This window comes from Leucobacter chironomi DSM 19883 (assembly GCF_000421845.1).
GTDB classification, from domain to species: domain Bacteria; phylum Actinomycetota; class Actinomycetes; order Actinomycetales; family Microbacteriaceae; genus Leucobacter; species Leucobacter chironomi.
In genome coordinates this window covers 163,744-188,032 of the sequence record NZ_ATXU01000003.1, presented here as the reverse complement: position 1 = coordinate 188,032, position 24,289 = coordinate 163,744, and the positions used below count along the sequence as shown (strand labels likewise).

The 24,289-nt window shown below is 68.8% G+C and carries 26 protein-coding genes; 16 read left to right on the top strand and 10 right to left on the bottom strand.

All coding sequences use genetic code 11. From position 1 onward, the window contains the following. Positions 1–73 precede the first annotated feature (73 nt). The 6 genes from H629_RS0104685 to H629_RS0104660 all read left to right on the top strand — a co-directional run bounded on the left by H629_RS0104685 (position 74) and on the right by H629_RS0104660 (position 6,718). A complete protein-coding gene (locus tag H629_RS0104685; RefSeq protein WP_017883900.1) occupies positions 74–451 on the top strand; it encodes a BlaI/MecI/CopY family transcriptional regulator in 378 nt (125 codons plus the stop codon). A gap of 6 nt (positions 452–457) precedes the next feature. Next, the gene (locus tag H629_RS0104680) at positions 458–1,273 is read left to right on the top strand and encodes a M56 family metallopeptidase (RefSeq protein WP_017883899.1); all 816 of its coding nucleotides are present in this window, start codon (positions 458–460) and stop codon (positions 1,271–1,273) included. Positions 1,274–1,360: 87 nt separating this feature from the next. Then, on the top strand, positions 1,361–1,594 hold the full coding sequence (locus H629_RS0104675; protein ID WP_017883898.1) for a heavy-metal-associated domain-containing protein: 234 nt from the start codon (positions 1,361–1,363) through the stop codon (positions 1,592–1,594). Next, entirely contained in the window at positions 1,591–3,651 is a 2,061-nt protein-coding gene (locus tag H629_RS0104670) for a cytochrome c oxidase assembly protein (RefSeq protein WP_017883897.1), read from the top strand. The genes H629_RS0104675 and H629_RS0104670 overlap by 4 nt, the downstream gene beginning before the upstream one ends. Continuing rightward, positions 3,648–5,888, top strand: coding sequence for a heavy metal translocating P-type ATPase (locus tag H629_RS0104665; protein ID WP_024356165.1), 2,241 nt, complete (start codon positions 3,648–3,650; stop codon positions 5,886–5,888). Before H629_RS0104670 ends, H629_RS0104665 begins: the two co-directional genes overlap by 4 nt. Positions 5,889–5,902: 14 nt before the next feature. Beyond that, a complete protein-coding gene (locus H629_RS0104660) occupies positions 5,903–6,718 on the top strand; it encodes a CPBP family intramembrane glutamic endopeptidase (RefSeq protein ID WP_017883895.1) in 816 nt (271 codons plus the stop codon). A gap of 8 nt (positions 6,719–6,726) precedes the next feature. Here the strand turns inward: H629_RS0104660 and H629_RS0104655 are convergent, their stop codons facing one another. After that, on the bottom strand, positions 6,727–7,335 hold the full coding sequence (locus tag H629_RS0104655) for a DUF5134 domain-containing protein (protein WP_024356164.1): 609 nt from the start codon (positions 7,333–7,335) through the stop codon (positions 6,727–6,729). Between the two features lie 147 nt (positions 7,336–7,482). On the opposite strand from H629_RS0104655, the gene H629_RS0104650 reads away from it, so the two are divergent. The 5 genes from H629_RS0104650 (at position 7,483) to H629_RS0104630 (ending at position 10,573) form a co-directional block, all read left to right on the top strand. Next, positions 7,483–7,872, top strand: coding sequence for a hypothetical protein (locus H629_RS0104650; protein ID WP_024356163.1), 390 nt, complete (start codon positions 7,483–7,485; stop codon positions 7,870–7,872). Positions 7,873–7,893: 21 nt separating this feature from the next. After that, positions 7,894–8,952, top strand: coding sequence for a CPBP family intramembrane glutamic endopeptidase (locus tag H629_RS0104645; protein ID WP_024356162.1), 1,059 nt, complete (start codon positions 7,894–7,896; stop codon positions 8,950–8,952). 82 nt (positions 8,953–9,034) lie between these two features. Beyond that, positions 9,035–9,415, top strand: a complete 381-nt coding sequence (locus tag H629_RS15710) for a cupredoxin domain-containing protein (protein ID WP_017883892.1) — start codon at positions 9,035–9,037, stop codon at positions 9,413–9,415. A 101-nt stretch (positions 9,416–9,516) separates the two neighbouring features. Further along, the gene (locus H629_RS0104635; RefSeq protein ID WP_024356161.1) at positions 9,517–10,131 is read left to right on the top strand and encodes a vitamin K epoxide reductase family protein; all 615 of its coding nucleotides are present in this window, start codon (positions 9,517–9,519) and stop codon (positions 10,129–10,131) included. 82 nt (positions 10,132–10,213) lie between these two features. Continuing rightward, complete coding sequence (locus H629_RS0104630) at positions 10,214–10,573, top strand: TFIIB-type zinc ribbon-containing protein (RefSeq protein WP_024356160.1); 360 nt, start codon at positions 10,214–10,216, stop codon at positions 10,571–10,573. A 39-nt stretch (positions 10,574–10,612) separates the two neighbouring features. On the opposite strand, the gene H629_RS0104625 is transcribed toward H629_RS0104630, so the two are convergent. After that, positions 10,613–11,629: a DinB/UmuC family translesion DNA polymerase gene (locus H629_RS0104625; RefSeq protein WP_017883889.1), complete on the bottom strand. Its 1,017-nt coding sequence runs from the start codon at positions 11,627–11,629 to the stop codon at positions 10,613–10,615. Between the two features lie 174 nt (positions 11,630–11,803). On the opposite strand from H629_RS0104625, the gene trxB reads away from it, so the two are divergent. The 5 genes from trxB to H629_RS0104600 are packed head-to-tail and all read left to right on the top strand — an operon-like array spanning position 11,804 to position 15,608. Further along, entirely contained in the window at positions 11,804–12,778 is a 975-nt protein-coding gene (gene trxB / locus H629_RS0104620) for a thioredoxin-disulfide reductase (protein WP_024356159.1), read from the top strand. Then, complete coding sequence (gene trxA, locus H629_RS0104615) at positions 12,775–13,101, top strand: thioredoxin (RefSeq protein WP_024356158.1); 327 nt, start codon at positions 12,775–12,777, stop codon at positions 13,099–13,101. The genes trxB and trxA overlap by 4 nt, the downstream gene beginning before the upstream one ends. Then, positions 13,098–14,186: an ACR3 family arsenite efflux transporter gene (arsB, locus tag H629_RS0104610; protein WP_024356157.1), complete on the top strand. Its 1,089-nt coding sequence runs from the start codon at positions 13,098–13,100 to the stop codon at positions 14,184–14,186. The genes trxA and arsB overlap by 4 nt, the downstream gene beginning before the upstream one ends. Further along, entirely contained in the window at positions 14,183–15,187 is a 1,005-nt protein-coding gene (locus tag H629_RS0104605) for a metalloregulator ArsR/SmtB family transcription factor (RefSeq protein ID WP_024356156.1), read from the top strand. Before arsB ends, H629_RS0104605 begins: the two co-directional genes overlap by 4 nt. A gap of 16 nt (positions 15,188–15,203) precedes the next feature. Further along, positions 15,204–15,608, top strand: a complete 405-nt coding sequence (locus H629_RS0104600; protein WP_024356155.1) for an arsenate reductase ArsC — start codon at positions 15,204–15,206, stop codon at positions 15,606–15,608. Positions 15,609–15,744: 136 nt separating this feature from the next. Here the strand turns inward: H629_RS0104600 and H629_RS0104595 are convergent, their stop codons facing one another. The 8 genes from H629_RS0104595 to H629_RS0104560 all read right to left on the bottom strand — a co-directional run bounded on the left by H629_RS0104595 (position 15,745) and on the right by H629_RS0104560 (position 24,289). Then, positions 15,745–16,053 (bottom strand): hypothetical protein, encoded by a 309-nt coding sequence (locus H629_RS0104595; protein ID WP_010157044.1) that lies wholly within the window; start codon positions 16,051–16,053, stop codon positions 15,745–15,747. Next, positions 16,050–16,604 carry a signal peptidase II gene (gene lspA / locus H629_RS0104590; protein WP_024356154.1) on the bottom strand — a complete coding sequence of 185 codons (555 nt, stop codon included), beginning with the start codon at positions 16,602–16,604 and terminating at the stop codon, positions 16,050–16,052. Before lspA ends, H629_RS0104595 begins: the two co-directional genes overlap by 4 nt. Continuing rightward, positions 16,601–18,514 carry a heavy metal translocating P-type ATPase gene (locus tag H629_RS0104585; RefSeq protein ID WP_024356153.1) on the bottom strand — a complete coding sequence of 638 codons (1,914 nt, stop codon included), beginning with the start codon at positions 18,512–18,514 and terminating at the stop codon, positions 16,601–16,603. The genes lspA and H629_RS0104585 overlap by 4 nt, the downstream gene beginning before the upstream one ends. Further along, positions 18,511–18,870, bottom strand: a complete 360-nt coding sequence (gene cmtR / locus H629_RS0104580; protein ID WP_024356152.1) for a Cd(II)/Pb(II)-sensing metalloregulatory transcriptional regulator CmtR — start codon at positions 18,868–18,870, stop codon at positions 18,511–18,513. The genes H629_RS0104585 and cmtR overlap by 4 nt, the downstream gene beginning before the upstream one ends. 235 nt (positions 18,871–19,105) lie before the next feature. After that, positions 19,106–20,590, bottom strand: a complete 1,485-nt coding sequence (locus H629_RS0104575; RefSeq protein WP_024356151.1) for an ATP-binding protein — start codon at positions 20,588–20,590, stop codon at positions 19,106–19,108. Further along, positions 20,587–21,438 carry a hypothetical protein gene (locus H629_RS13970; RefSeq protein ID WP_017883884.1) on the bottom strand — a complete coding sequence of 284 codons (852 nt, stop codon included), beginning with the start codon at positions 21,436–21,438 and terminating at the stop codon, positions 20,587–20,589. Before H629_RS13970 ends, H629_RS0104575 begins: the two co-directional genes overlap by 4 nt. Positions 21,439–21,499: 61 nt before the next feature. Then, positions 21,500–22,963, bottom strand: a complete 1,464-nt coding sequence (locus H629_RS0104565) for an SCO6880 family protein (RefSeq protein WP_017883883.1) — start codon at positions 22,961–22,963, stop codon at positions 21,500–21,502. 3 nt (positions 22,964–22,966) lie between these two features. After that, on the bottom strand, positions 22,967–24,289 hold the full coding sequence (locus tag H629_RS0104560) for a TrbL/VirB6 family protein (protein ID WP_017883882.1): 1,323 nt from the start codon (positions 24,287–24,289) through the stop codon (positions 22,967–22,969).

The following is a 24,289-nucleotide window of genomic DNA, read 5'->3' as shown; positions in this document are numbered from 1 at the left end:
GTTGCATGCTGTGAGAACAATGCAATAACTCGACGAGATGTAGAGTAAAAATCATCGACGAGGAGGGTACGACATGGCCGGGGTGCGCAAACGCGAATGGGGCGGTCTCGAAGACGAGGTCATGCAACGACTCCACGAACAGGAGCGCGCCGTGAGCGCGCGCGAACTGCAGACCATGTTCAGCGAACCCGTGCCGGCCTACACGACGCTCATGACGGCACTTACCCGCTTGGAAGGGAAAGGCCGCGTCGAACGGATCGGCGACTCGCCCCGGAAGATCAGCTTCCGACCGCTGCGATCAAGTGAGAAGGAGGCGAGCGAGACGATGACCTCCGCGCTCGAGCAGGCCGCCGACCGGCGGGCCGCCCTGCTCGCCTTCGCCGGGAATCTCGCCGAAGACGACGTCGCCGCGCTCATGGACGCCTTCGGCGAGGCGAAGCCCGAAGGATAACCGACCGTGCTGCTCCTTGCCCTAGTTCTCCTGGGCACGGCCCTCGCGCTCGCCGTGCTCTGCCCGCGCGTGCTCACCGCAGGACGCTGGCACCTCTTCCACCCGAGAGCCGCGCTGACGGTCTGGTTCGGGTCGTTCGGCGTGGGCATCGCGACCGCCCTCGCCGGCATCGCCCTCGGCATCGTCGCGGTCGAGTCGCTGCGGCACACCATCCCGCACACCACCAGCGTGACCGTATCAGCGGTGATCTGGGTCGCCGCCGGGATCTCCGGCGTCTTCCTCGTCTTCGCCTTCACCTTCGCCGGCTCGCTGCAGTCCCTGCGCCCGGCCTCCCACTCCCACGCTGTCGCCTATGCGAGAGACGAGCACATCGGATTCACCCTCGTCCGCTTCCACTCGGAGACGCCCGAAGCCTATGCTGTCCCCGGCAGACGTCCCGAGATCTTCGTCTCCTCAGCCATGGAGCAGCTCCTCACCCCGCCGCAGTTGCAAGCCGTGCTCGCCCACGAGTTCGCCCATCTGCGCCACCAGCACGGACTCGCCATCCGCATTGCCCAGCTCAACACGCTCGTCCTGCCGGGTACCCGAGCCAGCCGAGCGCTCGAACGCGCCACCCGCCTGCAGATTGAGCTCGCTGCCGACGATGCCGCCGCCCGTCAAGTCGGGGCCGCACACCTCGCGAATGCACTCATCGTCCTCGCAGCCGCGACGCACGATGTCGGCATGACCCTCCGAGCCGAGCGCCTCACCCGGAAACGCTGGCCTACCCCGCAGCGACGCCGCATCCCGCAGGGCCTGCACGCCGCCGCACAGTTGCGCTGACCTCGTCGCGCCGGCTGCCCGCGCCAAGCTCGCGTACGTCTACATCTTGTAGTCTTAAGCGAGTATCCCGAGGAGAGGACGACGGCGATGGACGTGACCAGCAAGCAGGAGCTCACCGTCAACGGCATGACCTGCAGCCACTGCGCTCAGACGTTGACCACGGTGCTCAGCGCGCTCAGCGGCGTCGAGAACGTCGACGTCGACGTGACCTCCGGCCGGGTGATCCTCGACGTCGCCCACCCCCTCAGCACCAACGCCCTCACGCAGGCCGTCAGCGAGGCCGGCTTCGAACTCACCGCCATCCGCGAGCGGGCACGATGAGCAGCAGCGCGGCCACGACCACGCCCGCTCAGGCCTCACGGGAGCGCTCGCCACGTCGCACCGCCGTCGCTCTGGCGATCGCGGCATTCGGTCTCCTTGCGATCATCGTCCCCCCGATCGTCGCCACGCTCCGCATCGGGCCGGCCGCCTATGAACAGATCTACCTCACCTTCCCTGGCTTCGACGTCGCCGTGCCGACCGCGCTCGGGCAGGGACTCGGCGATCTCGCCGCCATGCTCACCCTCGGCGCCCTGCTGTACCTCCTGTTCTTCCGTGACGCTCGCGGCAAACAGGCCAAACGGATCGAGCCATGCCTCGAACTCGCCCTGCTGCGTATCGCCTCGGTCGCCTGGGCGATGGTGTCGGCAGGCATGGTGGTCTTCGAATCGCTCGACAGCAGCGGCATGCCCCTCGCGCGTCTCACGGAGCCGGGCGCATTCGCCTTCCTCTACGAGACGAGCGCCTTCCCGCGAGCCTGGACGGTGTCGCTGGTCGCCGCCGTCATCACCTCACTCGTCTGCCAGTTCGTCACCCGGTGGACAGGACTCCTCATCCCGCTCTGGGTGACCTGCTTCGGCATCCTCGCCCCCGTGGTCGTCGGGCAGATCCTCGTCGGCCCGAATCACGACCTCGGCAGCGACGCCGGCACCTATCAAACCCTCGCCACCGGAGCAGTCTTCGGCGTCATCCTCATCGCCGCCATCCGCGCCGCGAGCGGCCGCACCCTCGACCCGGTCATCGTCACCCGCCTCACCAGCTTCGTGCTCGCGGGCATTGCGCTCATCATCGCCACCGACCTCGTTCTGACCTGGTTCAAGCTTGCCGGATCGAGCCTCCTCGAGTCCGAGACGGGCTGGCAGATCCTCGCACGCTGGGCATGCCTGGCACTCCTCACCGTCGCCCTGCTCGGCTGGCGCGCGGCCCAGCGCGCAAACCCGGCACAGCCCGCTGCCCTGCCGCCCGCCATCGCGACCCTAGCGATCACCGGATGGATCGGGATCACCGCGGCGATGACGAGGATCCCGCCACCCCACTACTTCCAGCCCACCAGCATCTCCCAGGTGTTCCTCGGCTTCGACGTCGACGAGGCACCCTCGATGCTCGTGTGGTTGACGCACTGGCGGCCCAATCTCCTCTTCATCGTGCTCGCGATCGCCGCCATCGCCGCCTACCTCTGGGCGGTGCGCGTGCTACGCACGCGCGGCGACCGGTGGCCGATCGGCCGCACGGTCTCCTGGATCGGCGGGTGGTGCGTCATCGTCTTCGCCACGAGCTCGGGCTTCGGCAAGTACTCCGCCCCCGACTTCGGCACGCACATGATCGTGCACATGAGCCTGAACATGCTCGCCCCGATCCTCCTGGTGATGGGCGGCATCATCACCCTGCTGCTGCGGGCGACCCGCGCAGACCCCACCAGACCAGCAGGCCTGCACCTCTGGATCACCTGGATGCTGCACTGGAAGGCGCTCCGCCTCGTCTACAACCCGCTGTTCGTGTTCGTGCTCTTCGTCGGCTCCTACTACGGGCTGTACTTCACCGGGATCTTCGAAGAGGGCATGCGGTTCCACTGGGCGCACCAGCTCATGAACGTCCACTTCATCATCGCCGGGTACCTCTTCTACGGGCTCGTAATCGGGGTCGACCGACCGCCGCGCCCCCTCCCGCACATCGGCAAGCTCGGCTTCGTGCTCGCCGCGATGCCGTTCCACGCGTTCTTCGGCGTGATCCTGATGATGGCTGATGGCGAGTGGATCGCGGAGAACTTCTACCTCTACTTCGGGCTGCCCTGGACAAACCTCCAAGCCTCCCAATACCTCGGCGGCGGCGTCGCCTGGGCTGGCGGCGAGCTGCCGCTGCTGCTCGTCATCATCGCGCTCGGCATCCAATGGTCGCGGCAGGACGCGAAAGAGGCCCGCCGCAAGGATCGACACCTGGACTCCGGCCGCGATGAGGAGTTCGACGACTACAACAAGATGCTCGAAACTCTCGCCAATCGACGGCAAGCCGCAGGCCCTGGACGACCCGCGCCCCGGAGCGAAGAGGAGCCCCAGTCGTGACCCTCGCCCCCGACGTCGTCGAGCCGTTGCAGCTCGACGTCTCAGGCATGACCTGCGCCGCCTGCGCGGGACGCGTCGAGCGCGCCCTGAACAAGATCGAGGGTGTCACCGCGAGCGTGAACTACGCGACCGAGCGCGCCATCGTCTCTGGCCTCGGCGCCGCTCGCGCGAGCGAAGCACTCGAGCGCGTCGAGAAAGCCGGCTACGGGGCGCGCATCCACGACGACGCCGACGACGCCTGGTCAAAGCGCGCTACCGAAGTGCGCATCACCTCGCTGCGCAGACGGCTCATCCTCGCCGCCGTGCTCACCGTGCCGCTCATGGATCTCACGATCGTGCTCGCCCTCGTCCCCGAGTGGCGCTTCCCCGGCTGGGAATGGCTCTGCGTCGCCCTCGCCGTGCCGATCGTCACCTGGGCGGCCTGGCCGTTCCACAAGGCCACCCTCAGAAACCTCCGCCACGGCGACGTCAGCATGGATACCCTCGTCTCCCTCGGCATCGCCGCGTCCTTCGGCTGGTCGGTTGTGACGCTGCTACTCGGTATCGAGGGGAGCGGGGCCGGATACTGGCTTGGCATCGGCGCCACTCCCGAGGGGGCAAACGCCATCTATCTGGACGTCGCCGCCGGCATGACCACCTTTCAGCTCGCCGGCCGCTACTTCGAAACCCGCTCACGCCGCAAAGCCGGCGACGTGCTCGGCGCTCTCAGCGAGCTTGCCGCCACGCACGTCCGCATCCAGCGCGACGGCACCGAGGAGATCAGGCCCGCCACGGAACTCCGCGTCGACGACGTGTTCGTCGTGCTCCCCGGCGAAACTCTCCCCGCCGACGGCACCATCATCGTCGGTAGCGCCGACATCGACGCCAGCATGCTCACCGGCGAACCGCTCCCCGTCACTGCCTCGAGCGGCGATGCGGTGATCGGCGGCACGATCAGCACCAACGGCCGCCTCGAAGTGCGCACGAGCTCGGTCGGCGCACACACCCAGCTCGCGCAGATGACCGCCCTCGCCGAACAAGCCCAGGCCCGCAAAGCCCGCGTGCAGACCCTCGTCGACCGCGTCACCCGCTACTTCGTACCCGGAGTGATCGTTCTCGCCATCCTCGTCACCACTGGGTGGATGCTCGCCGGCCGCTCCTTTGAAGAGGCCTTCGGGATCGGGATCTCCACCCTCATCATTGCCTGCCCATGCGCCCTCGGGCTCGCCACTCCGACCGCGCTCATGGTCGGCATCGGCCGGGGCGCCAGCCTCGGCATCCTCGTGAAGGGGCAGGACGCGCTCGAGGCGAGCGGCACGATCACCACCGTGGTGCTCGACAAGACCGGTACCCTCACCACCGGCGAGATGACCGTGCGCAGCATCGCCACCGTTCCCGGCGTCGCCGAGCACGAGCTGCTACGCGTCGCCGCCTCCGTGGAGCAGGGATCGGAGCACCTCATCGCCCGTGCCATCGTCGCGGCCGCGAAGCAGCAGATCGCCGACCTCGACCCCGTCAGAGACTTCATCGCCGTGCCCGGCCGGGGCGCCTCCGGCACCGTCGCCGGCGACACCGTCCACATCGGCAGCCTCGCCTACCTGGACGAGCAGGGCGTCTCGACCGGTGCCGCCCGCGTCTACCTCACCGAGGCCGACGCCACGGAATCGACCGTGTTCGTCTCCCAGGCAGGACGCCTGATCGGGCGCTTCGGACTCGCCGACACCATCAAGCCGAACGCCCGTGCTGCAATCCAAGCGCTGCAGCAACAGGGCCTCACCACCGTGCTGCTCACCGGCGACTCCCGAACGGCCGCAGAGGAGATCGCCGACACCCTCGGCATCGACCGCGTCTCCGCAGAAGTGCTGCCCGCCGAGAAAGGCGATGCGATTCGCGAGCTGCAAGCGGCGGGAGAGCGGGTCGCGATGGTCGGCGACGGCATCAACGACGCCGTCGCCCTCGCCGCCGCCGACCTCGGCCTCGCCGTCGTCTCCGGCACCGACATCGCCCTCAAATCGGCCGACGTCATCCTCGTTCGGGAAGACCTCGCCGTGATCCCCGAGGCGATCGAGCTCTCCCGTCGCACCCTTCGCACCATCCGCGTGAACCTCGGCTGGGCGTTCGGCTACAACCTCGCCGCGATCCCGATCGCCGCTGCCGGCTTACTGAATCCCCTCATCGCCGCCGGCGCCATGGCACTCTCCTCGGTGCTCGTCGTCTTCAACAGCCTTCGGCTGCAGAACTACCGCCGCCAGATATAGACGGGCTCTCAAAGGTGCGACCACCCCAATACGCGCGCTTCGACGTTGCCCCGATCTCGAAGCGTCGACTGCGCTGGGAGCTCGCGATCGTGCTCGCACTGTCTTTCGGCTACGCGGGCGTGCAGTCGATCATCACGATCCTGCGCCGCCTCAGCCAGGAGACCGCGCTCGCCTCCCAGACCGCCACCATCAACCGGCCGCTGGCCGAGCAGCCCCTCTTCGACCTCGCCTACCAGCTGCTCGGCTTCGTGGGGGAACTCGCACCCGTCGCGCTCGTGGCGTATCTGCTCTGGCGCACAGCGGCCCCGCACCTGGGAAACCTCGGCCTCGGACGGCTCCCCGGCAGGGGCGGCCGGTGGTGGCTGGCAGACACCGGCTGGGGTGTCGTGCTCGCGGCTGCGATCGGGATCCCGGGGCTCGCGTTCTACCTCTTCTCGCGCATCATCGGGATCAACGCGAACGTCGTACCGACCGCCCTCGACGCCTACTGGTGGACGGTGCCCGTGCTGATCCTCTCCGCCCTGCGTGCAGCTCTCGGCGAGGAACTCATCGTCGTCGCCTACTTCTTCGACCGTATGCGACGCCTCGGGGTCGGCCCGATCTCCACCATCGTCTCAAGCGCACTGCTGCGCGGCAGCTACCACCTCTACCAGGGCATCGGCGCATTCATCGGCAACGTGGTCATGGGGCTCCTCTTCGGCTGGGTCTACCACCGCTGGGGGAGGTCGTTGCCGCTCATCGTCGCGCACTGGCTGCTCAACATCGTCAGCTTCGTCGGCTACCCGCTCGCGCTGCTGCTCTGGCCCACTCTCTTCCAAGTCGCGCCATAGCAGGCCGACTACCCGTTCATGAGCAGCAGCATCGCCGTCATCCCCGCCGCCATCAGGCAGTGGCAGAGCGCGTGCAACCGATCCCCGCGAACCGTCGCCGCGCGGAAGGCCCACCACAGTGCGACCGCTGCGCTTCCAGCCACAAACACCACGTTGACGACGTCCACCCACACCGGGGTGGTCATCGCCAACATCATCGCCTCATCAGCGGCCTCTCCGTGGCCGCCACCGTGCTCCCCGCCGCCCATGTCCGCCATGAGCAGCGGCATCGCCGCGATCATCCACACCATCGCGCCAGCGAGCCAGATATGCCCGGCGAGATCGACGCGGCGGGCCGGCAACGGCGCCTTCCAGAGCCCCGGCACTAGGGCGAGCGCAAGTACGGTGAAGACCACGATCTGCGCCCAGTTCGACGCCGCCGGAATCGACATCATCCAGCACATCGCGATCATCCCGGCGCTCATCACCAGGTGCATGAGATGGATCGCCATCGACTCGAGCACCGGGCCGCGCCGCGCGCCGGGAGGGGGCCGGTGCGCGATGAGGCGCACGAGGCAGTACACCCCGGTGAACGCGAAGACGACGGTGAGAATCAGATTCCACGGGGAAGCCAGCATACCCACGAGCTTACATCTACATCATGTAGAGTACGGGCCAAGGCCCGCATCCCTCGAGGTTCCCCGAACCCGGGGGAGGGGAGGAGACATCCCGGGCGCCCGGCGCGGCCCAGAACCCCTGCGGCGTCTGCGAAAGGAATACTGACCATGACCGGACTCACCTTCGCCGTCGGCGGCATCCTCACCGCCACCGGCGTCGTCGCCTACTTCGCGTCCGACGCGAGCAGCATGACCGCACTCATCCCCTCCGCACTCGGCGTGCTCATCCTCGTCGCAGCCGTCATCTCACGCGCGCCGAAAGCCCGCCGCCACGCGATCCACGCCGCCCTCGCGATCGCCCTCCTCGGCATCGCCGGCACCGCGATGAACGTGATGAAGATCGGGGAACTCTTCGCCGGCACCGCCGAGCGACCGAACGCCGTGATCGCGAGCACCGTCACCTTCGTCGTGCTCCTCGTATTCCTCGCCGTCGGCATCGCCTCCTTCGTCCGCGCCCGCCGCTACCGCGCGCAGCAGCCGACGAACGCCCCCGCCTGAGCCGCAACCGCAGTTCCCCGCATGTCCAGCCCCGAGTCCGAGCCCCACGCGCCGTCTGCAGTGTCGCCGTCCTGGGGCTGGGCACGGGGCACGCCGCCGCAGCTGCGCATCATGGAGACCGAACCGCTCGACTACCACAGCCTGCTGCGCGGCACCTCCGCCTACCGATGGTGGAAACCGCTCGCCCTGCTCCTGCTGTCAGGGGCCTTCTTCGGCATCCTCACCGTGGTAGTCACCGTGGCCGTCATCCCAGTGCTCCTGCTCACGGATCCCGACTATCCGGCGCAGGTCGCCGCCGGCACTGCCGCGGCGCTCGACACCCAACGGCCCGTCTCGGTACTCGTGAGCATGGTGTCGATCATCATCATGCTCCCGGCGGTGCTGCTCGCGATGCTCGTCCTCGGCATGCGGCCCATCGGCCTGATCTGGTCAGTCGCGGCCCGCATGCGCTGGGGGCTGCTCGGGCGACTGTTCGTCATCTCCGTGCTCGCGATCGCCGTGATGAACCTCGTCGGTATCGCCGCAGGCGTGCTCCTCGAGCCCGCCACCGACCCTGCAGCGGCTGCGAACGAGACTGCCTTCGATGCACGCGCCGCGCTGCTATCGATGCTGCTCGTGCTGCTCCTGGTGCCGCTGCAATCCACTGCCGAAGAGATCGTCTTCCGGGGACTCTTCATGCAGGTGCTGGGAGCCTGGCTCAGAAACCCCTGGTTCGCGATCCTGATCCCCTCGATCGGCTTCGCGTCCCTCCACATCTACGACATCTGGGGACTCCTCGCCGTCGGGTTGCTTGGCGCAGTATCCGCCTGGCTCACCTGGCGCACCGGCGGCCTCGAGGCAGCGATCGCGATCCACGTCGTCAACAACTACGTCGCTTTCGGCATCATGGCGTCGGGCCTCACCGGGGAAACCGCGCAGACCACAGGCGACGGCAGCGCCGCCGGACTGATCGGCCAGATCGCCGGTCTTGCGCTCTTCGCCTGGCTCACGCTGCGCGTCTTCACACGGGGCGGGTACGGCCGGCAGCGCATCGACCTCATCCAGCACACCTCCGCGCCGAAGGAGCGGGGAACCCGGTAGAGCGCCGCCGAGTCGACACCGGGAGAGCAGTCCCGCGTCGCACGCCCACACTAACCCAGAAATCGAGAGTAAGAGAGACACCATGGACGCCGACACTCGCCGCATCCTCGTGCACGCCCTCGGAGCCGTCCTAACAGTCGGCCTGCTCGGAGGACTCGCCGCCTGTGCCGCCACGAAGCCCGAGGTCACCCCCTCTGCCGAGGACGCCGCCCCCGCCGTCACGGTACGGGCCTACGACAACGCCTACGACATAGCCGAGGTCGAGGTTGCCGAGGGCGAAGCGGTGCGCTGGGTGTTCGAGGGACAGAACGAGCACGATGTCGTCGCCCAGGATGCGAGCTTCGTGAGCGATCTCATGCGACAGGGCAGCTTCACCCATGTCTTCGACCAGGCCGGCAGCTACGAATACGACTGTTCCATTCACGCGGAGATGAAAGGCGTCGTCAACGTGACGGCCGACTGACCCGTGCCCAGGATCCCGCATGCAGAGCGCCTCTGCCCGGCCGCTGCATTCGTATCGAGCAGCCGTCATCCGTTCAGCCTCCCCTTGTGTAGATTCGAACCATGACCACGAGCGCTGAGACACCGCTACGCCGACGACGCATCGGCTTCGCCTGGTTCTCGATCGTGGCCGGCATCGTCGGCTGGTTCGCCTCCTTCGAACTGCTCACCGAGTACATCAAGACCCTGCAGGAACCCACCCACGCGCCCAACTGCAACATCTCGAAGCTCGTCACCTGCGGGCCGAACATGGACTCCTGGCAGGGTTCCCTCTTCGGGTTCTCCAACACCATCATCGGCGTCACCGCCTTCACCGCGCCGATCCTCGTCGGGGCCGCGATCCTCGCCGGAGCACACTTCGCCCAATGGTTCTGGCGGCTCTACTGCCTCGGCCTCCTCGGAGGCATCGTCTTCATCACCTGGCTGCAGCACCAGAGCTTCTACTCTCTCGGCACCCTCTGCCCCTGGTGCATGGTCGTCTGGACGGCCATGATCCCGCTCTGGTGGGTCACCGTCGCGAAAGCCGGCGCCGACGGCCTCCTCCTCCCGGGCGACTCCGCCATGCGCGCGCTCAAAGGATTCGCGTCCTGGGCATGGGTCGCGATCCTCCTCCACTTCGTCATTGTCGCCACCGTCGCGCAGCTCGCCGTCGACTGGCTCTTGGAGTTCCGACTCTGACTCGGCAACGCGCGACGAACTCCCAGGCTGCGGCAGTCAACTTCACAGCCAGGGAGCGACCCGGCTGCTTTACGCTGACATCATGAACTGCCCCAGCGATGGAACCACCCTGTTGATGAGCGAGCGACAGGGAGTCGAAGTCGACTACTGCCCGCAGTGCCGGGGCATCTGGCTCGACCGGGGCGAGCTAGACAAGATCCTCGAGCGTATGCAGGCCGAAAGCGACGCGGCGCCAGGCTCGCAGTATGCAGAACCCCGCTATGACGACTACGAGGCACCCCGGTACGACGATCGACGTCGCGACAGTCATCACGACGACCGCCGACGAGAAGGCCACCACGGTGACCGACGCGGCGGCTACTCCGACGATCGCCAACGCGACCCCCGCTACCGCAAAAAGAAGAGTCCCTTCGAGTTCCTCGGAGACATCTTCGACTCCTGAGAGCTTCAGCACAGTCGTAGCTGCAGACGGTAGTCGGCCCTACGCCCGGACGATCATGAGCTCGTCCCAATGAGTTGTCGCCCTGGGCGTCAGCAGTCCACGCTTCATCTGCCAGGCCGGGCCGGGCCGGAGACCGCCATAGCCGAGCCCGAGCACCTCTCGGCCGGCCTTCTTCTGCACCGCGTCCACGAGCGTCGCGATACTCGCATCCTCGTGGACGTGCCTGAACAACTCGAGGGCCTGGTGCGCCTCAGCCGCGTGCAGATCCGTAAGCAGGAGCCCGGCCCGCGCATACCGCGTTCCCTCCTGAATCTGCGGGAGCAGCAGATGTGCCGCTCGCGTCAGCATGACCGGATCGGCCGTCGGATAGGGGAGCGGCACCCGGACAGCCGGATAGTGCTGCTGCTCGTGCCAGTGACTCGTGCCGGCGAACGCCTGCACCGACTTCGCCACCTGCCGGTGCTTCACCAGGCGCGCCGCGGCCTGCTGCGCATAGATCGAGAGCGCCTGCCGCATCCCCTCAATCGTGGACACCTTCTCTGAGAAGGAACGCGACACGATCAGCTCGTCTTTCTTCCCCGTGCGATCCTCCTCCGGGCCGATGCACGCGACCCCGCGCAGCTCGAGCGCGGTACGCATGACGACCACGGAAAAGCAGCGTCGGATCTGCGCAGGATCCGCGGTGGCGAGATCCCACACGGAGGTGATGCCGTACCCTGCGAGCCGCCGCTCGAGGCGCCGCGCGATCCCCCAGACCTCCGAGACCGGCAGTCGGCGCATCAGCTGCTCGCGCCACGCCTCCCGCGTCGCCGGCCACACGCACACCCCTTCGAAGACCGGGATCTTCTTGGCCGCGCGGTTCGCGAGCTTCGCGAGGGTGCGGGTCGGCGCGATCCCGACGCAGACGGGCACGCCGACGAGCCGGCGCACCTCGTCTCTGATTGTGCGCCCGAGCACCGACATGGCCTCGGGATCGGCCGAAGTCCGACGATCCACCGCGGCGAACGCCTCGTCGATCGAATACACGTCGAGCTCGTGCGTGAAGCGCTCGAGCACCTCTACTGGTAGGTCCGATTGTTGAAGAGTGCACTTTTCATGCACTGTTCGTCGATGATGCGGAGGTCACGCGCGAAGGGCGTTGGCAGCCCTGCCTGAGCACGGTAGGTGAACATCCGGTGACAAAGCCGGCATGGGCTCGCGAACTGATTCGATAGATGTCAATATAGAAGTATGTCGAATCAAGAAGTCGAACTGGTCATCGTCGGGTCCGGTCCCGCCGGATACACCGCGGCGGTCTACGCGGCCCGCGCGGGTCTTGCGCCGAACGTGATCGCGGGCTCGGTCACCGCGGGCGGTGCGCTGATGACGACGACCGAGGTGGAGAACTTCCCCGGCTTCGTCGATGGCGTGCAGGGGCCGGAGCTGATGGAGTCGATGCGGGCGCAGGCTGAGCGGTTCGGCGCTCGGATCGTCTACGACGACGCGATTCGCCTCGAGCTCGACGGCGACGTGAAGACCCTCGAGACGGGTGCCGGGATGACGTACCGGGCGCGGGCGGTGATCCTGACGATGGGTTCCGCGTACCGCAAGCTCGGCCTCCCCGAGGAAGAGCGCCTGTCGGGGCACGGAGTGTCCTGGTGCGCGACCTGCGACGGGTTCTTCTTCCGCGACAAGGAGATCGCCGTGATCGGTGGCGGGGATTCCGCGATGGAGGAGGCGCTGTTCCTCACCCGGTTCGCATCGAAAGTCACCGTCGTGCACCGCCGGGACGAGTTCCGAGCGTCGAGAATCATGGCACAGCGCGTGCTGGACGATCCGAAGATCGAGGTCGCCTGGAACAGCGAGGTCGCCGCGATCCTCGGCGACGAGCAGGTCACCGGGCTCACGCTGCGCGACACGATCACCGGGGCCGAGCGGAGGCTCGACGCGACGGGGGTGTTCGTCGCGATCGGGCACGACCCGCGCTCCGAGCTCGTGACTGGGCAGGTCGACACCGACGCGGACGGGTACGTGCGGGTCGCGCACCCGTCGACGCGGACGAATCTGGCCGGGGTGTTCGCGGCCGGGGATCTCGTCGACCACACGTATCGGCAGGCGATCACCGCCGCGGGCACCGGCTGCGCGGCCGCGCAGGACGCCCAGCACTACCTGTCGCACCTCGCACCCGCCACCGTTTCCGAGCCTGTTCTGGAGGTCTCCGTATGAGCACCGTCACCCCCGTCACCGACGCCACCTTCCAGGCCGAGGTGCTCGAGTCCGAGCTGCCCGTCGTGGTCGACATCTGGGCGACCTGGTGCGGCCCGTGCAGGGCGATCGCCCCGATCCTGGACCAGCTCGCCGGCGAGTACGAGGGCCGGGTGAAGATCGTGAAGATCGACGCCGACCAGAACCCCGAGACCGTGACCGCGGCCGGCGTGACCTCGATCCCGACCCTCGGCTTCTACCGGAACGGGGAGCGCGTGGACGTGCTGATCGGCGCGCACCCGAAACCCGTCTACGCGGCGAAGATCGAGGAGCTAATCGCATGACCGACACCCTGACCCGCACCGCCCCGAGGCGGCTCTCCACGCTCGACAAGTGGCTGCCGCTCTGGATCGGCCTCGCGATGGTCGCGGGCCTCCTGCTCGGCCGTTTCGTGCCCGCCCTGTCGGACGCGCTCTCTGCGATGGAGGTCGGCGGGATCTCGATCCCGATCGGGCTGGGCCTGCTGGTGATGATGTACCCGGTGCTCGCGAAGGTCCGCTACGACAAGGTCGCAGCCGTCACCGGCGACAAGAAGCTCCTGGTCTCCTCGCTCGTGCTGAACTGGCTCGTGGGGCCCGCGGTCATGTTCGCGCTCGCGTGGATCTTCCTGCCCGACCTGCCGGAGTACCGGACCGGGCTGATCATCGTCGGGCTCGCCCGCTGCATCGCGATGGTGGTGATCTGGAACGATCTCGCCTGCGGTGACCGGGAGGCTACCGCGGTGCTGGTCGCGATCAACTCGGTCTTCCAGGTCGTGATGTTCTCGGTGCTGGGCTGGTTCTACCTGACCGTGCTGCCGGGCTGGCTCGGACTGGATGCGCAGGGGCTGGAGATCTCGGTCTGGCAGATCGCATTGAACGTGCTCGTGTTCCTCGGCATCCCGCTCGTCGCGGGCTTCGCGTCCCGGTTCATCGGCGAGAAGCGCAAGGGGCGCGACTGGTACGAGGAGAAGTTCCTTTCGAGGATCGGGCCGTGGGCGCTGTACGGTCTGCTGTTCACGATCGTGCTGCTGTTCGCCCTGCAGGGCGAACAGGTCACCTCCCACCCAATGGACGTCGCCCGTATCGCGCTGCCGCTGCTGGTCTACTTCGCGCTGATGTGGTTCGCCGGCATCCTGCTGGGCAAGGCTCTCGGCCTGGGCTACGCGCGGTCCACGACGCTCGCGTTCACCGCCGCGGGCAACAACTTCGAGCTCGCCATCGCGGTCGCGATCGGCACCTTCGGCGCGGCATCCGGCCAGGCCTTGGCCGGGGTCGTCGGCCCGCTCATCGAAGTGCCCGTGCTCGTGGGCTTGGTCTACGTCTCACTCTGGGCCGCGAAGGCCTGGTTCCACACCGATCCCTACGCCACCGAATCGAGGACATCATGACCGACACGACCGTCATCTCTGACGCCGACACGTGCGCACCGTCCACGGCGCACGCGATCGGCACCGAGGCCGCCACGACCGTGGCCGGGGCACTGAAAGCGCTCGCTGACCCGCTGCGGCTGCGGATGCTCTCCGCGATCGCGACCGACCCGCGCGGCGAGTCCTGCGTGTGCGACCTCGCGGACCTCGCCGAGGTGTCGCAGCCGACCGTTTCGCACCACTTGAAGGTGTTGAAGGAGACCGGGATGCTGCTGTCCGAGCGGCGCGGCACCTGGGTGTACTACCGCATCGCACCGGGCAAGCAGCGCGCCGTCGCGGCCCTCCTCGACGCGTTCGCTCCCGCCGCGGCCGTCACCGACGAGCCCGAAGACACCGCAGCACGGGCCCAGGCCCTGCAGCAGATGGACGCCCGCGTGACCCGCCTCGCCGATGAGCTCGCGGACGAGCTGACCCGGCTGAACCGGGACCTCGTGATCGCGATCGTGCGCGAGTCCTACGCCGGCCTCGTGCGTTCGGCGAAGCTGACGGCGCACATGATCCCGCTGACCGAACGGTTCGCCCGGCAGCGCCTCGCCGACCTGACGCGGGACCGCTCGGCCGGGGTGCCGCAGGTGTTGTTCGTCTGCGTGCAGAACGCGGGCCGCTCCCAGCTCGCCGCCGCGATCGTCAACCAGCTCGCCGACGGCCGCGTCGTCGCACGCTCCGCAGGATCCACCCCTGCGTCGGACGTGCACCCGCACGTGCGCTCGCTGCTCACCGAGATCGAGGGCGAGCAGGAGGCCGAGACGGCGTTCCCGAAGCCGCTCACCGATGACGCCGTGCGCGCGGCCGACGTGGTGGTCACGATGGGCTGCGGCGACGTCTGCCCGATCATCCCCGGCGTCCGCTACGAGGACTGGGCCGTGGGCGACCCGGCTCTCGCTTCCCCGGACGGGGTCGACGCGATCCGCCACGATATCGAGGGCCGCGTCCGCGAGCTCCTCGCCACGCTCACCGACTGAACGAAAGCGAACAACAATGACTGACCAGAAGCCTTCCGTCCTCTTCGTCTGCGTCCACAACGCCGGGCGCTCCCAGATGGCCGCCGGCTGGCTCCGCGAGCTCGCAGGCGACCGCGTCGAGGTCCGCTCCGCCGGATCCATACCCGCCGACCAGATCAACTCCGTCGCCGTCGAGGCGATGCGCGAAGTCGGCATCGACATCACCGCCGAACAGCCGAAAGTGCTCACCACCGAAGCGGTGCAGGACTCCGACATGGTGATCACCATGGGCTGCGGCGACGCGTGCCCGTTCTTCCCCGGCAAGCGCTACGAGGACTGGAAGCTCGACGACCCGGCCGGACAGGGCATCGATGCCGTGCGCCCGATCCGGGACGAGATCAAAGGTCGCGTCGAAACGCTGCTGGCGGAACTGCTCGTCTGAGGGACTGCGAGCACGGGAGGGGCAGCGGCCAATGGCCCTGCCTCTCCGCTGTGTTTCCGGGTTTCCTGGTCCCTGCGGCGAACACCGATGTGCCGTGAGGCGTGCGCCATCGATCGCGCTACAGCCCGTTCTTGCTCTACCGGGACGCGCCTCGCAGCGCTGCTTCGATCTGCTCCTGCGTAGGCGCTCCGGCGAACCCGTTCCTCGTCGCATAGACGCGGCACGCGAGCGAGCGGACCGGTGCTGTCGGGAACAGGTCGACGCCGTCGACGAGGATCGTGGGCGAGCCTCCGAACCGGGTGCTTACCGCCTCGGCCTCGGTCCGGATCGTGACCAGCTCGACAGGCACGGCCCTGAATCCAAGAGCGTCCAGTGCTGCGCGCGCGTTGGCTTCGGCCACGTCCGTGTTCGGGCAACCGACAATGTGCAGCAACTCGACCTTCATGCGGCATCCTCGAATCGCGCGTCGTTCGACGCCCGGTCCGGGCCTGGCGGGAGAAGGTTCAGGCAGACCAGGCCGACACCGGCGACGACGAAGACATCGGCGACGTTCCCGACGAACAGGTCGCCGTAGGCGAGGAAGTCCGTGACCTGCCCCTGTCCGAAGGAGGGCGGGTTCAGGAGCCGGTCGACGAGGTTGCCGACCGCGCCGCCGAGGACCAGGCCCAACGCGGCACCCCACCGCGCGCCACGCAGCCGCACAGCGAACACAACTACCGCGATGGCGGCGAGGAGGCCGACGAGGGTGAAGATCCAGGTGGACCCGGAGCCGAGCGAGAACGCGGCTCCGGGGTTGTAGACCAGGGACAGGCCGAACAGGTCGCCGACCAGCGGAACCCGCTCGCCAGAAGTCAACTGCGCCACAGCGAGGGCCTTCGACCCCTGATCGAGGGCCACGGCGAGCACGGCGACCGCGAGGGCGACGCCGAGTGCCCTCCGACCTTTCGGGGAGGGCGGGCTCGTCCCTTCGGCGACGACGGTGCCCTGCGCGGTCACGCGATCGACTTCCTGGTGCGCGCGGCGCGCAGCCCGTTGAGGATCACGATCACCTCGGCGATCTCGTGCACGAGCACCACGGCCGCGAGGCCTAGGACGCCGAACAGGGCCAGCGGCAGCAGGACGGTGATGATCAGCAGCGACAGGATGATGTTCTGGTTGATGATGTGCCGTCCCCGGCGGGCGTGGTCGAACGCGCGCGGGAGCAGGCGCAGGTCGTGGCCGGTGAAGGCGACGTCGGCGGACTCGATCGCGGCGTCGGAGCCGGTCGCGCCCATCGCGATCCCGATGTCCGCCGCGGCGAGGGCGGGGGCGTCGTTGATGCCGTCGCCGATCATCGCGACCGACCCGTGCTTCTCGCCGAGCTTGGCGATCGCTGAGGCCTTGTCCTCCGGGCGCAGCTCGGCGCGCACGTCCTCGATCCCGGCCTGCGCGGCCAGGGCGCGGGCGGTGCGGGCGTTGTCGCCGGTGAGCATGGTCGTCCCGATGCTCTGGGCGGCAAGCGTACGGACGACCTCGGGGACTTCGGGGCGCAGCTCGTCGCGGACGCCGGTCGCGGCGACCGCGGCGCTGTCGCGGTGCACGATCACGACGGTCATGCCCTGCTCCTCCAGGCCCGCGACCCGGTCCTTGAGCGGGCCGGCGTCGAGCCAGCGCGGGCTGCCGACCGTGATCCGCGCGCCGTCGAGGGTGCCCTCGATGCCGTGACCGGCCTGCTCCGTCACGGCCTCCGCCGCGGGCGCACCCGGCGCAGCGGCGGTGATCGCCGCAGCGAGCGGGTGGGTGCTGTGCTTTTCCAGCGCGGCCGCCCAGGCCAGAGCCTGCGACTCAGTGACGCCGTCGGCAGTGAGCACCGCGGTGACGGCGGGCTCGTTGCGGGTCAGGGTGCCGGTCTTGTCGACGGCGACGTGACGGATCACGCCGAACCGCTCGAACACCGCACCGGACTTGATGATCACGCCGAACTTGCTCGCCGCCCCGATCGCGGCGACCACCGTCAGGGGCACGGAGATCGCCAGCGCGCACGGCGACGCCGCGACGAGGACCACGAGGGCGCGGGTGACCCACAGCTCCGGGTCGCCGAACAGCGACCCGATGACCGCCACCAGGACGGCGAGGATCAGCACGCCGGGCACGAGCGGGCGGGCGATGCGGTCCGCGAGGCGGGCGCGGTCCCCCTTCTCCGCCTGCGCCTGCTCGACCAGCTCCACGATCGTGGTCAGCGAGTTGTCGGTGCCCGCCGCGGTCGTCTCGACCTCCAGCGCACCGGCGGTGTTGATCGCCCCGGCCGACACCGCGTCGCCGGGCTCGACCTCGACCGGGATCGACTCCCCGGTGATCGCCGACGTATCCAGGCTGGAGCGCCCCGTACGGACGATCCCGTCGGTCGCGATCCGCTCACCCGGACGCACCAGCATGACCTGGCCCACGGCGAGATCCTTGGCCGCGACCTCGACCGAGGCCCCGTCCTGGCGGATCGTCGCGGTCTCCGGGACGAGCTTGAGCAGCGCCCGCAGCCCGCCACGGGCCCGGTCCATCGCCTTGTCCTCCAGGGCCTCGGCGATCGAGTAGAGGAACGCCAGCGCGGCGGCCTCCTCGACGTAGCCGAGGATCACTGCGCCGACCGCGCTGATGGTCATCAGCAGGCCGATACCGAGCTTGCCCTGGAACAGCTTGCGGATCGCGCCGGGGGTGAACGTCGACGCGCCTAGTAACAGGCCGATCCAGAACGCCACCAGCGCCGGGAACTCGAGCCCGGACCACTCCAGGACGAGGCCGATCAGGAAGGCCACGCCGGAGAAGACCGGGACCATGATCCCGCGGTCCCGCCACCAGGGGCGCTCCGCCTCCTCGGACTCCTCGCCCACCATGCTCTCCGGCTCGTGCTCGCAGCCACACGCCGCGCTCACTCGCCCGCCCTCGTCGCGCAGCAGCCCGGCACCGTGCACTCGGCGTCCATGCACGGCGCGTGCTCGTCCACGGCCAGCGTCACGTCCACCAGCGCCGTGAGCGCCGCCGCGAGGTGCGGGTCGGCGATCTCGTAGCGCGTCTGCCGACCCTCGGGCTCGGCGACTACGATCCCGCAGTCGCGAAGACAGGTCAGATGGTTCGACACGTTGGAGCGCGTCAGCTCCAACTCGCGCGAGAGCACGGCCGGGTAGCTCGGGCCGTCCAGCAGGGTCATCAGGATCCGGGAGCGCGTCGGGTCCGCCATGGCCCGGCCCAGCCGGTTCATGACGTCGAGACGCGAAGCAATAGTCAGCATGCACTGAACTATACAGCAAGCACTGAACTATTGTCGATGATGGCGAACCATGCACCCGCGACCCAGCAGCGGCACTCCCGCCCCCGCGGAGCCCTCACGACACCCGCACCGGCGGGCGCGGTACAGTCGCAGAGGAGGCAGTTCCTCGAACATCCACCCGCACCCACACCAAAACGACGGCACGGGCGGAAGTTCCCGCCAAAACCGTCAATATTCACCGGAACATCTAGGTTTTTTAGAGCATTCGGGCGCGGGTGTCGAAGAGTTCCAGTTCGGCGGGGTGTAACTGCACTTGCACGACGAAGCTGCGGTCTTTGATCTTCCAGAGGCCCTGCCCGATGCCGAGCCCAGGGAGAAGTGAGCGTTCGGTTCCGGTGAGTCCGAGGGTTTGTGCGGTGACGCCGAGCTGATCGCTCTCTTGCCGGTACACGATCCTCGTTTCGGCGTTCGCGAGCAGCGACGATGCGAGGGCGCGCATTCTGGAGCCTTGGTCGCCGACGTTCTCCAAGTCGGTGAGCTTGTGGAAGATGAGCAGGTTGCTGATGCCGTAGTGGCGGGCGAGCCGCCATTGCGCATCCATGCGGGCAAGCAAGCTTGGGTAGGACATGAGGCGCCAGGCTTCGTCGTAGACGACGAAGCGCTGACCGCCGGACGGGTCTTGGAGCGCTGATTCCATCCACGCCGCAGAGCAGGTCATGAGCACGGCGAGCAGGGCGCTGTTCTCCGAGACGCGGGACAGGTCGAGGGAGAGCATCGGCAGCGTCGGGTCGAACTTCTCCGTCGACGGCCCATCGAACAAGCCGCTGAGATCCCCGGCGACCAGCCGTCGGAGCGCGTGCCCGAGCATCCGCCCGTCTTCTGCGAGCCGGCCGTCGGGATCGTCCGCCGATGAGGGCGAGAGGATGCGGTCGACGACCATCGGTAGGATCGGCACCTCCGCTGATCTGACGGCGTCTGCGAGAGCGATATCGATCGCGGTGTGCTCGACCGGAGAGAGCCGCCGGTCGAGCACGGTCTCCGCGAGGGCGCCGATGAGATCCCGGCGGCGGGCTGCGACCTGTGTAGCCCAGTCGGCGTCCGGGATGCCCGCGGCCCGGTATCCCTCATCGAGCGGGTTCAAACGGGTCGGGAGCGAGGGGCCGAGGACGATCGCGCGGCCCCCGACGGCGCGGGCGACGGGGGTGTGCTCGCCTTTCGGGTCGCCGGGAACGTAGACGCGCCGCCCGAACGGGAGCGCCCTCGTGTAGAGCGCTTTCGCAAGCGACGACTTCCCGCTTCCGACGATCCCGGCGAGGATCAGGTTCGGGGCGGTGATGACGCCTTGCCGGTACAGCTCCCACGGGTCGTACACGAAAGATCCGCCGGAGTAGAGGTCTTGTCCGATGAAGGTGCCGGCGGAGCCGAGCCCGCCTTCGGCGAGGAACGGGTAATGCCCCGACAGCGTGGCCGAGGTGTCCTGGTGGCGCGGGAGCCGGAACCGGCCCGGCGTGCACAACGCCGCCGGTCCCTCCTCTCCGGCACGAGGCAGGTAGCGAGTGGCACGGCGGGCTTCGCGTGCTGCTGCCGCCTCCGCCCGCAACTTCGCCACAGTTTCGGCGCGGGCTTCGGCGTGGATGCGGGCGGCGGCCTGGGCGCGGGCTTTCCGGTGCCGGCGGAGCTCTCCTTCGGGCCCGACGAGCACCGAGGTATGCAGACGTCCCGGATCGGTGTCGTCGCTCATCGGCCGAGCCCCCGCCCCGTCTGCCTGCCGGGCTGCTCGCGGCGGATGGCCGGGGTGCCGAGGCGGTCTCGCCGCGACTGCTCCCGCGCGGCCTCGCGCGCGAGGATCGGCCCCGCCCGCACCCCAGACGGGGCGGCGATCGCAGACGACGGCGATTCGGTAGTGGTGGCGGCGTGGCGGGGGTCTTCGAGGCCGAGCAGCACCGGGGACGGGAGGACGTCCATGTGCCGGTAGAGGGCGAGGTGCCGGTGATCCTGGTTGTAGACCAGCGTGTAGGCGTCCAACTGGGCAGTGCAGTCGAGGAGGCCTTGCGGCGGCGTGTCGTAGACGTACCCGTTCTCGAGCGCGGCATCCACGGTCTCGTCACCGTAGTCGTAGCCCGCGAGTTCCTGGATCACGGCATCGGCGCCGCCCTGGTCGATGAGGTCGAGGAGCCGGTCGGCTTCGCCGCCTTGCAGGAAGACCACGTTGATCAGATGCCCGACTTCCGGCATTTCTGCGGCGGGGTGCCAGGCGATCCGGCCCGCCGCCGCGGATGCCGCATCGAGGCGTCGTTCCGCCTCACCGATGAGCGCCGCCGCCTGCCGCAGCTCCCCGGCGGTCGTGAGTGCATCGCGGACGCCCGTGGCGCGGTCTCCGGCGTCGTCGGCGGCGCGGTCGCGCGAGCTCTCGTGGGCGGTGGCGATCTGGGTGAGGACTTGTTCGAGGGATCGGACGCTGCCGAGGAGATCGCCGAGCACCCCGTACATGTCCTCCGGCTGCTCGAAGGTGCGGCTGGCGTGCGCGAGCGCCCGCATCGCCTCATAGGCTTCCTCCGCGTCAGCGACGGGATCGGTGAAGGTCAGCATGTCCGATGCTCCAATCGTGAAGATGATTCGTATGCCAGGTGCGCGAAGGTTCGCCGCTGGTTCAGATGGGGCGGCAGAGCGGGAGCGCGGCCGCGGTGAAGGCCTGCGCCTGCTGGCCGACCAGGCGGCGGGTTTCGCAGGACGCCTGGATCGCGGCCTGCTCGATCTGCGATACCGCGGCATCCAGTTCCCCATTGGTGGGTGCGGAGACGGAGACGAGGCCGACGACGCGGAGCACCCCGTGCCCCGCGGTCAGCTCAGATTCTTGTTGCAGCACGTCGCCGTATTCGGCGGTGGCCTGGGTGTCTTCGACCTGGCCGATCTTCCGGCGCTGGGCGGCGTCGGCGACCATCTCGGTCTTCTTCCGCCGCAAATCCCTGGCGGCCTGATCCGCCCGCACCGGCAGATAGTGCAGCGACAAGGAGCGCAGCACCCCGCCGGTCAGCACGAGCGGGGCGAGGAACCCGGGGAAGGTCTGCGCCCTCGGCCATTCGCTGATCCACAGCACCGCGTGGTGCGCGCTGTCGGAGCGCAGCCGGTCCCAGGCCTCGTTCACCGCAACCGGGCCCGCGGTCGCGAGCTCCCGGCCGAGCGCGCCGTGACGTTCCAAGGCGGGGCCGGCGGCGGGGTCATAGGCGGTGCGGAGGATCAGGGCGACATCACCCGGGGTGAGCCATCCCGTCATCTGCAGCTCGGCGGAGCGCAGCGCGGTCTGGAACGACTGCATCTCCTGCCCGAGCACCACCGCCGCTCCCTTCATGCCGCCGCCCGCGGAACGGATCTGCCGGGTAGCGGCTCGCATGTCAAGGGAGAGCGACACGGTGGTGGCGTGGCGTTCCCCGGCGGGGCCCGCCCGTTCGATGAGCTCCCGGTAGGTGTTCGCCGCCCAGGAGCCGTCGTCGTGGCCGTGTTCGCGCCACCACTCGGTCAGCCCCGACCCGGAATCGGGCAGGGTGCGCTCTTGCACCTGGATGCGGGCGATCCTCCCGGACCGGCACGCGGCCGCAAGGACGCGACCCCAGCCGGTGACACGGCGCTGCTGCTCGCCGGGGTCGAGAAGCACGAACGCGGGATGCGCCACCCCGCACACGACGGTGAGGGTCTGGGCGTGCGGGTCGTGGATCATCGCCGCCCCCGTCTCGGGGTCCACCCATTCCCGGAGCGCGGCGAGGTCGCCGGGGAGCGCGAGCGTGCCCGCCGGGCGCGGCTTCACCACCCTGCGCCGATACTGGGTTTGCTTCGCGCGGGTGCGGAGGAGCCAGCGGGTGACGATCGGCGCCCACTCGATCAGCTTCCGCCCGCCGACGGGCACCCACGCGATCACCACCAGGGATGCCCACGCCGGCGACGACCAGGCAAGGCCCTGTCCGCCGCCCGTGTAGAGGCCGGTGACGATGATGCCGAGCGCGGTCGCGAGGACGAGAAGCTGTGGCAGGGAGAGGCCGAGGAGCAGGCCGCGCTTGGTGAGGCGAGAGAACTGCACCGGACGCAGCTCGAGCGACGCTTCGGAGGTGTTCGCGCTCATGGGTTACTGCTTCCCGGTCGGGGCGGGCGGATCGGTCCTTGGCGGCGAGGGCGGCGGGAGCACCGCGGGCGGCTGCTGCACCGGCGGCCCAGGCGGCGGAGCCGCCGGCTCGGACGCACTACCCGCGTGCCCGTCCGCTGCGTCACCGATGGCCTCGCCGATCTTCGGGCCCGCGGTCGCGGTCTCTTTCACGACGACTCCTGCGGCGACGGCCGCCGCGACCGGCGGCGCAGCAGCCGCAGCCGGGGCGGCCGGTGCGGCCGTGCCTCCGGTGGCAGCCGGGGCTGCGGTGCCGGCCGCGGCAGGCGCCGCCGCTGGTGCTGGGGTGGGTGTGGGCTTCGGCGTTCCGGCGCCCTTGCCGGTGTCTGCGCCGTTGAGCACTTGCTTCGGGGCGGGGCCGTTCGGCTTCGACGGGAGCGGGACGGGCCGGTTGAGGGCGTTCTTCGCCTCCTGCTCCATCGAGGACGCCTGATACATGTCGAAGCCCACGAAGCTCAGGAACTTGTACGCCAGGTACGGGGCGAACGCGGCGACGAACAGCAGCACGATCCCGGCGATGGGTTCGGACAGGGATTTCAGGTCGAGGCTGATGGGTGCGGCGACCTGGGTGGTGGCGATGAGGAAGATCACCACGATCACGAGCTTCGACGCGATCAGCGCGACCACGAACGTCGCCCACTTCCCGAACCAGCCGCGGGACGCTTCCCAGGTGAGGCCGGCGAGCGCGACCGGGCCGAACACGATCGCGACCAGCAGCAAGGCCTTCCGGATGAGGAGGCTGAACCAGAGGATGAAGATCGCGGCGATCATGAGGCCCGCGAGAAAGATCGTCAGCAGCGCCCCCGCACCCCCAGCAACCGAGGTGATGGTGACCGCGGTGATGAGGAGCGCGAGCCGGTCGTCCATGCTCTCGATCGTCTGCCCGGTGGCCTGGATGATGCCGACGCAGAGCTGATCGGTGATTTCGAGCAGCAGGGCGGTGCAGGTGATGAGCACGAACGAGCCGAGCACCGATTTCGCGACCCCGAGCGCGGCGCGGGTGAGTGCGGACGGGTCGCGGCGGGCGAGGCCGGTGATGAGCTGGAAGCAGAAGAACAGGAGCGTCACGAACACGGCGATGCCGAACAGGATGTTGTAGACCTTCACGTATCCGTCGCTGGTGACGTCGACCGAGGTGGTGGTGGAGAACACGTCCCACATGCCCTGGAACAGGGTGGACACGGCGAGCCCCATCGCGGAGGCGATCCACCCGAAGAAGAGGCCGGCGGGGCCCTCGCCGATCGCGGTGCAGACGGTGGAGACGCCGGGGATGTCGCAGATACTCAC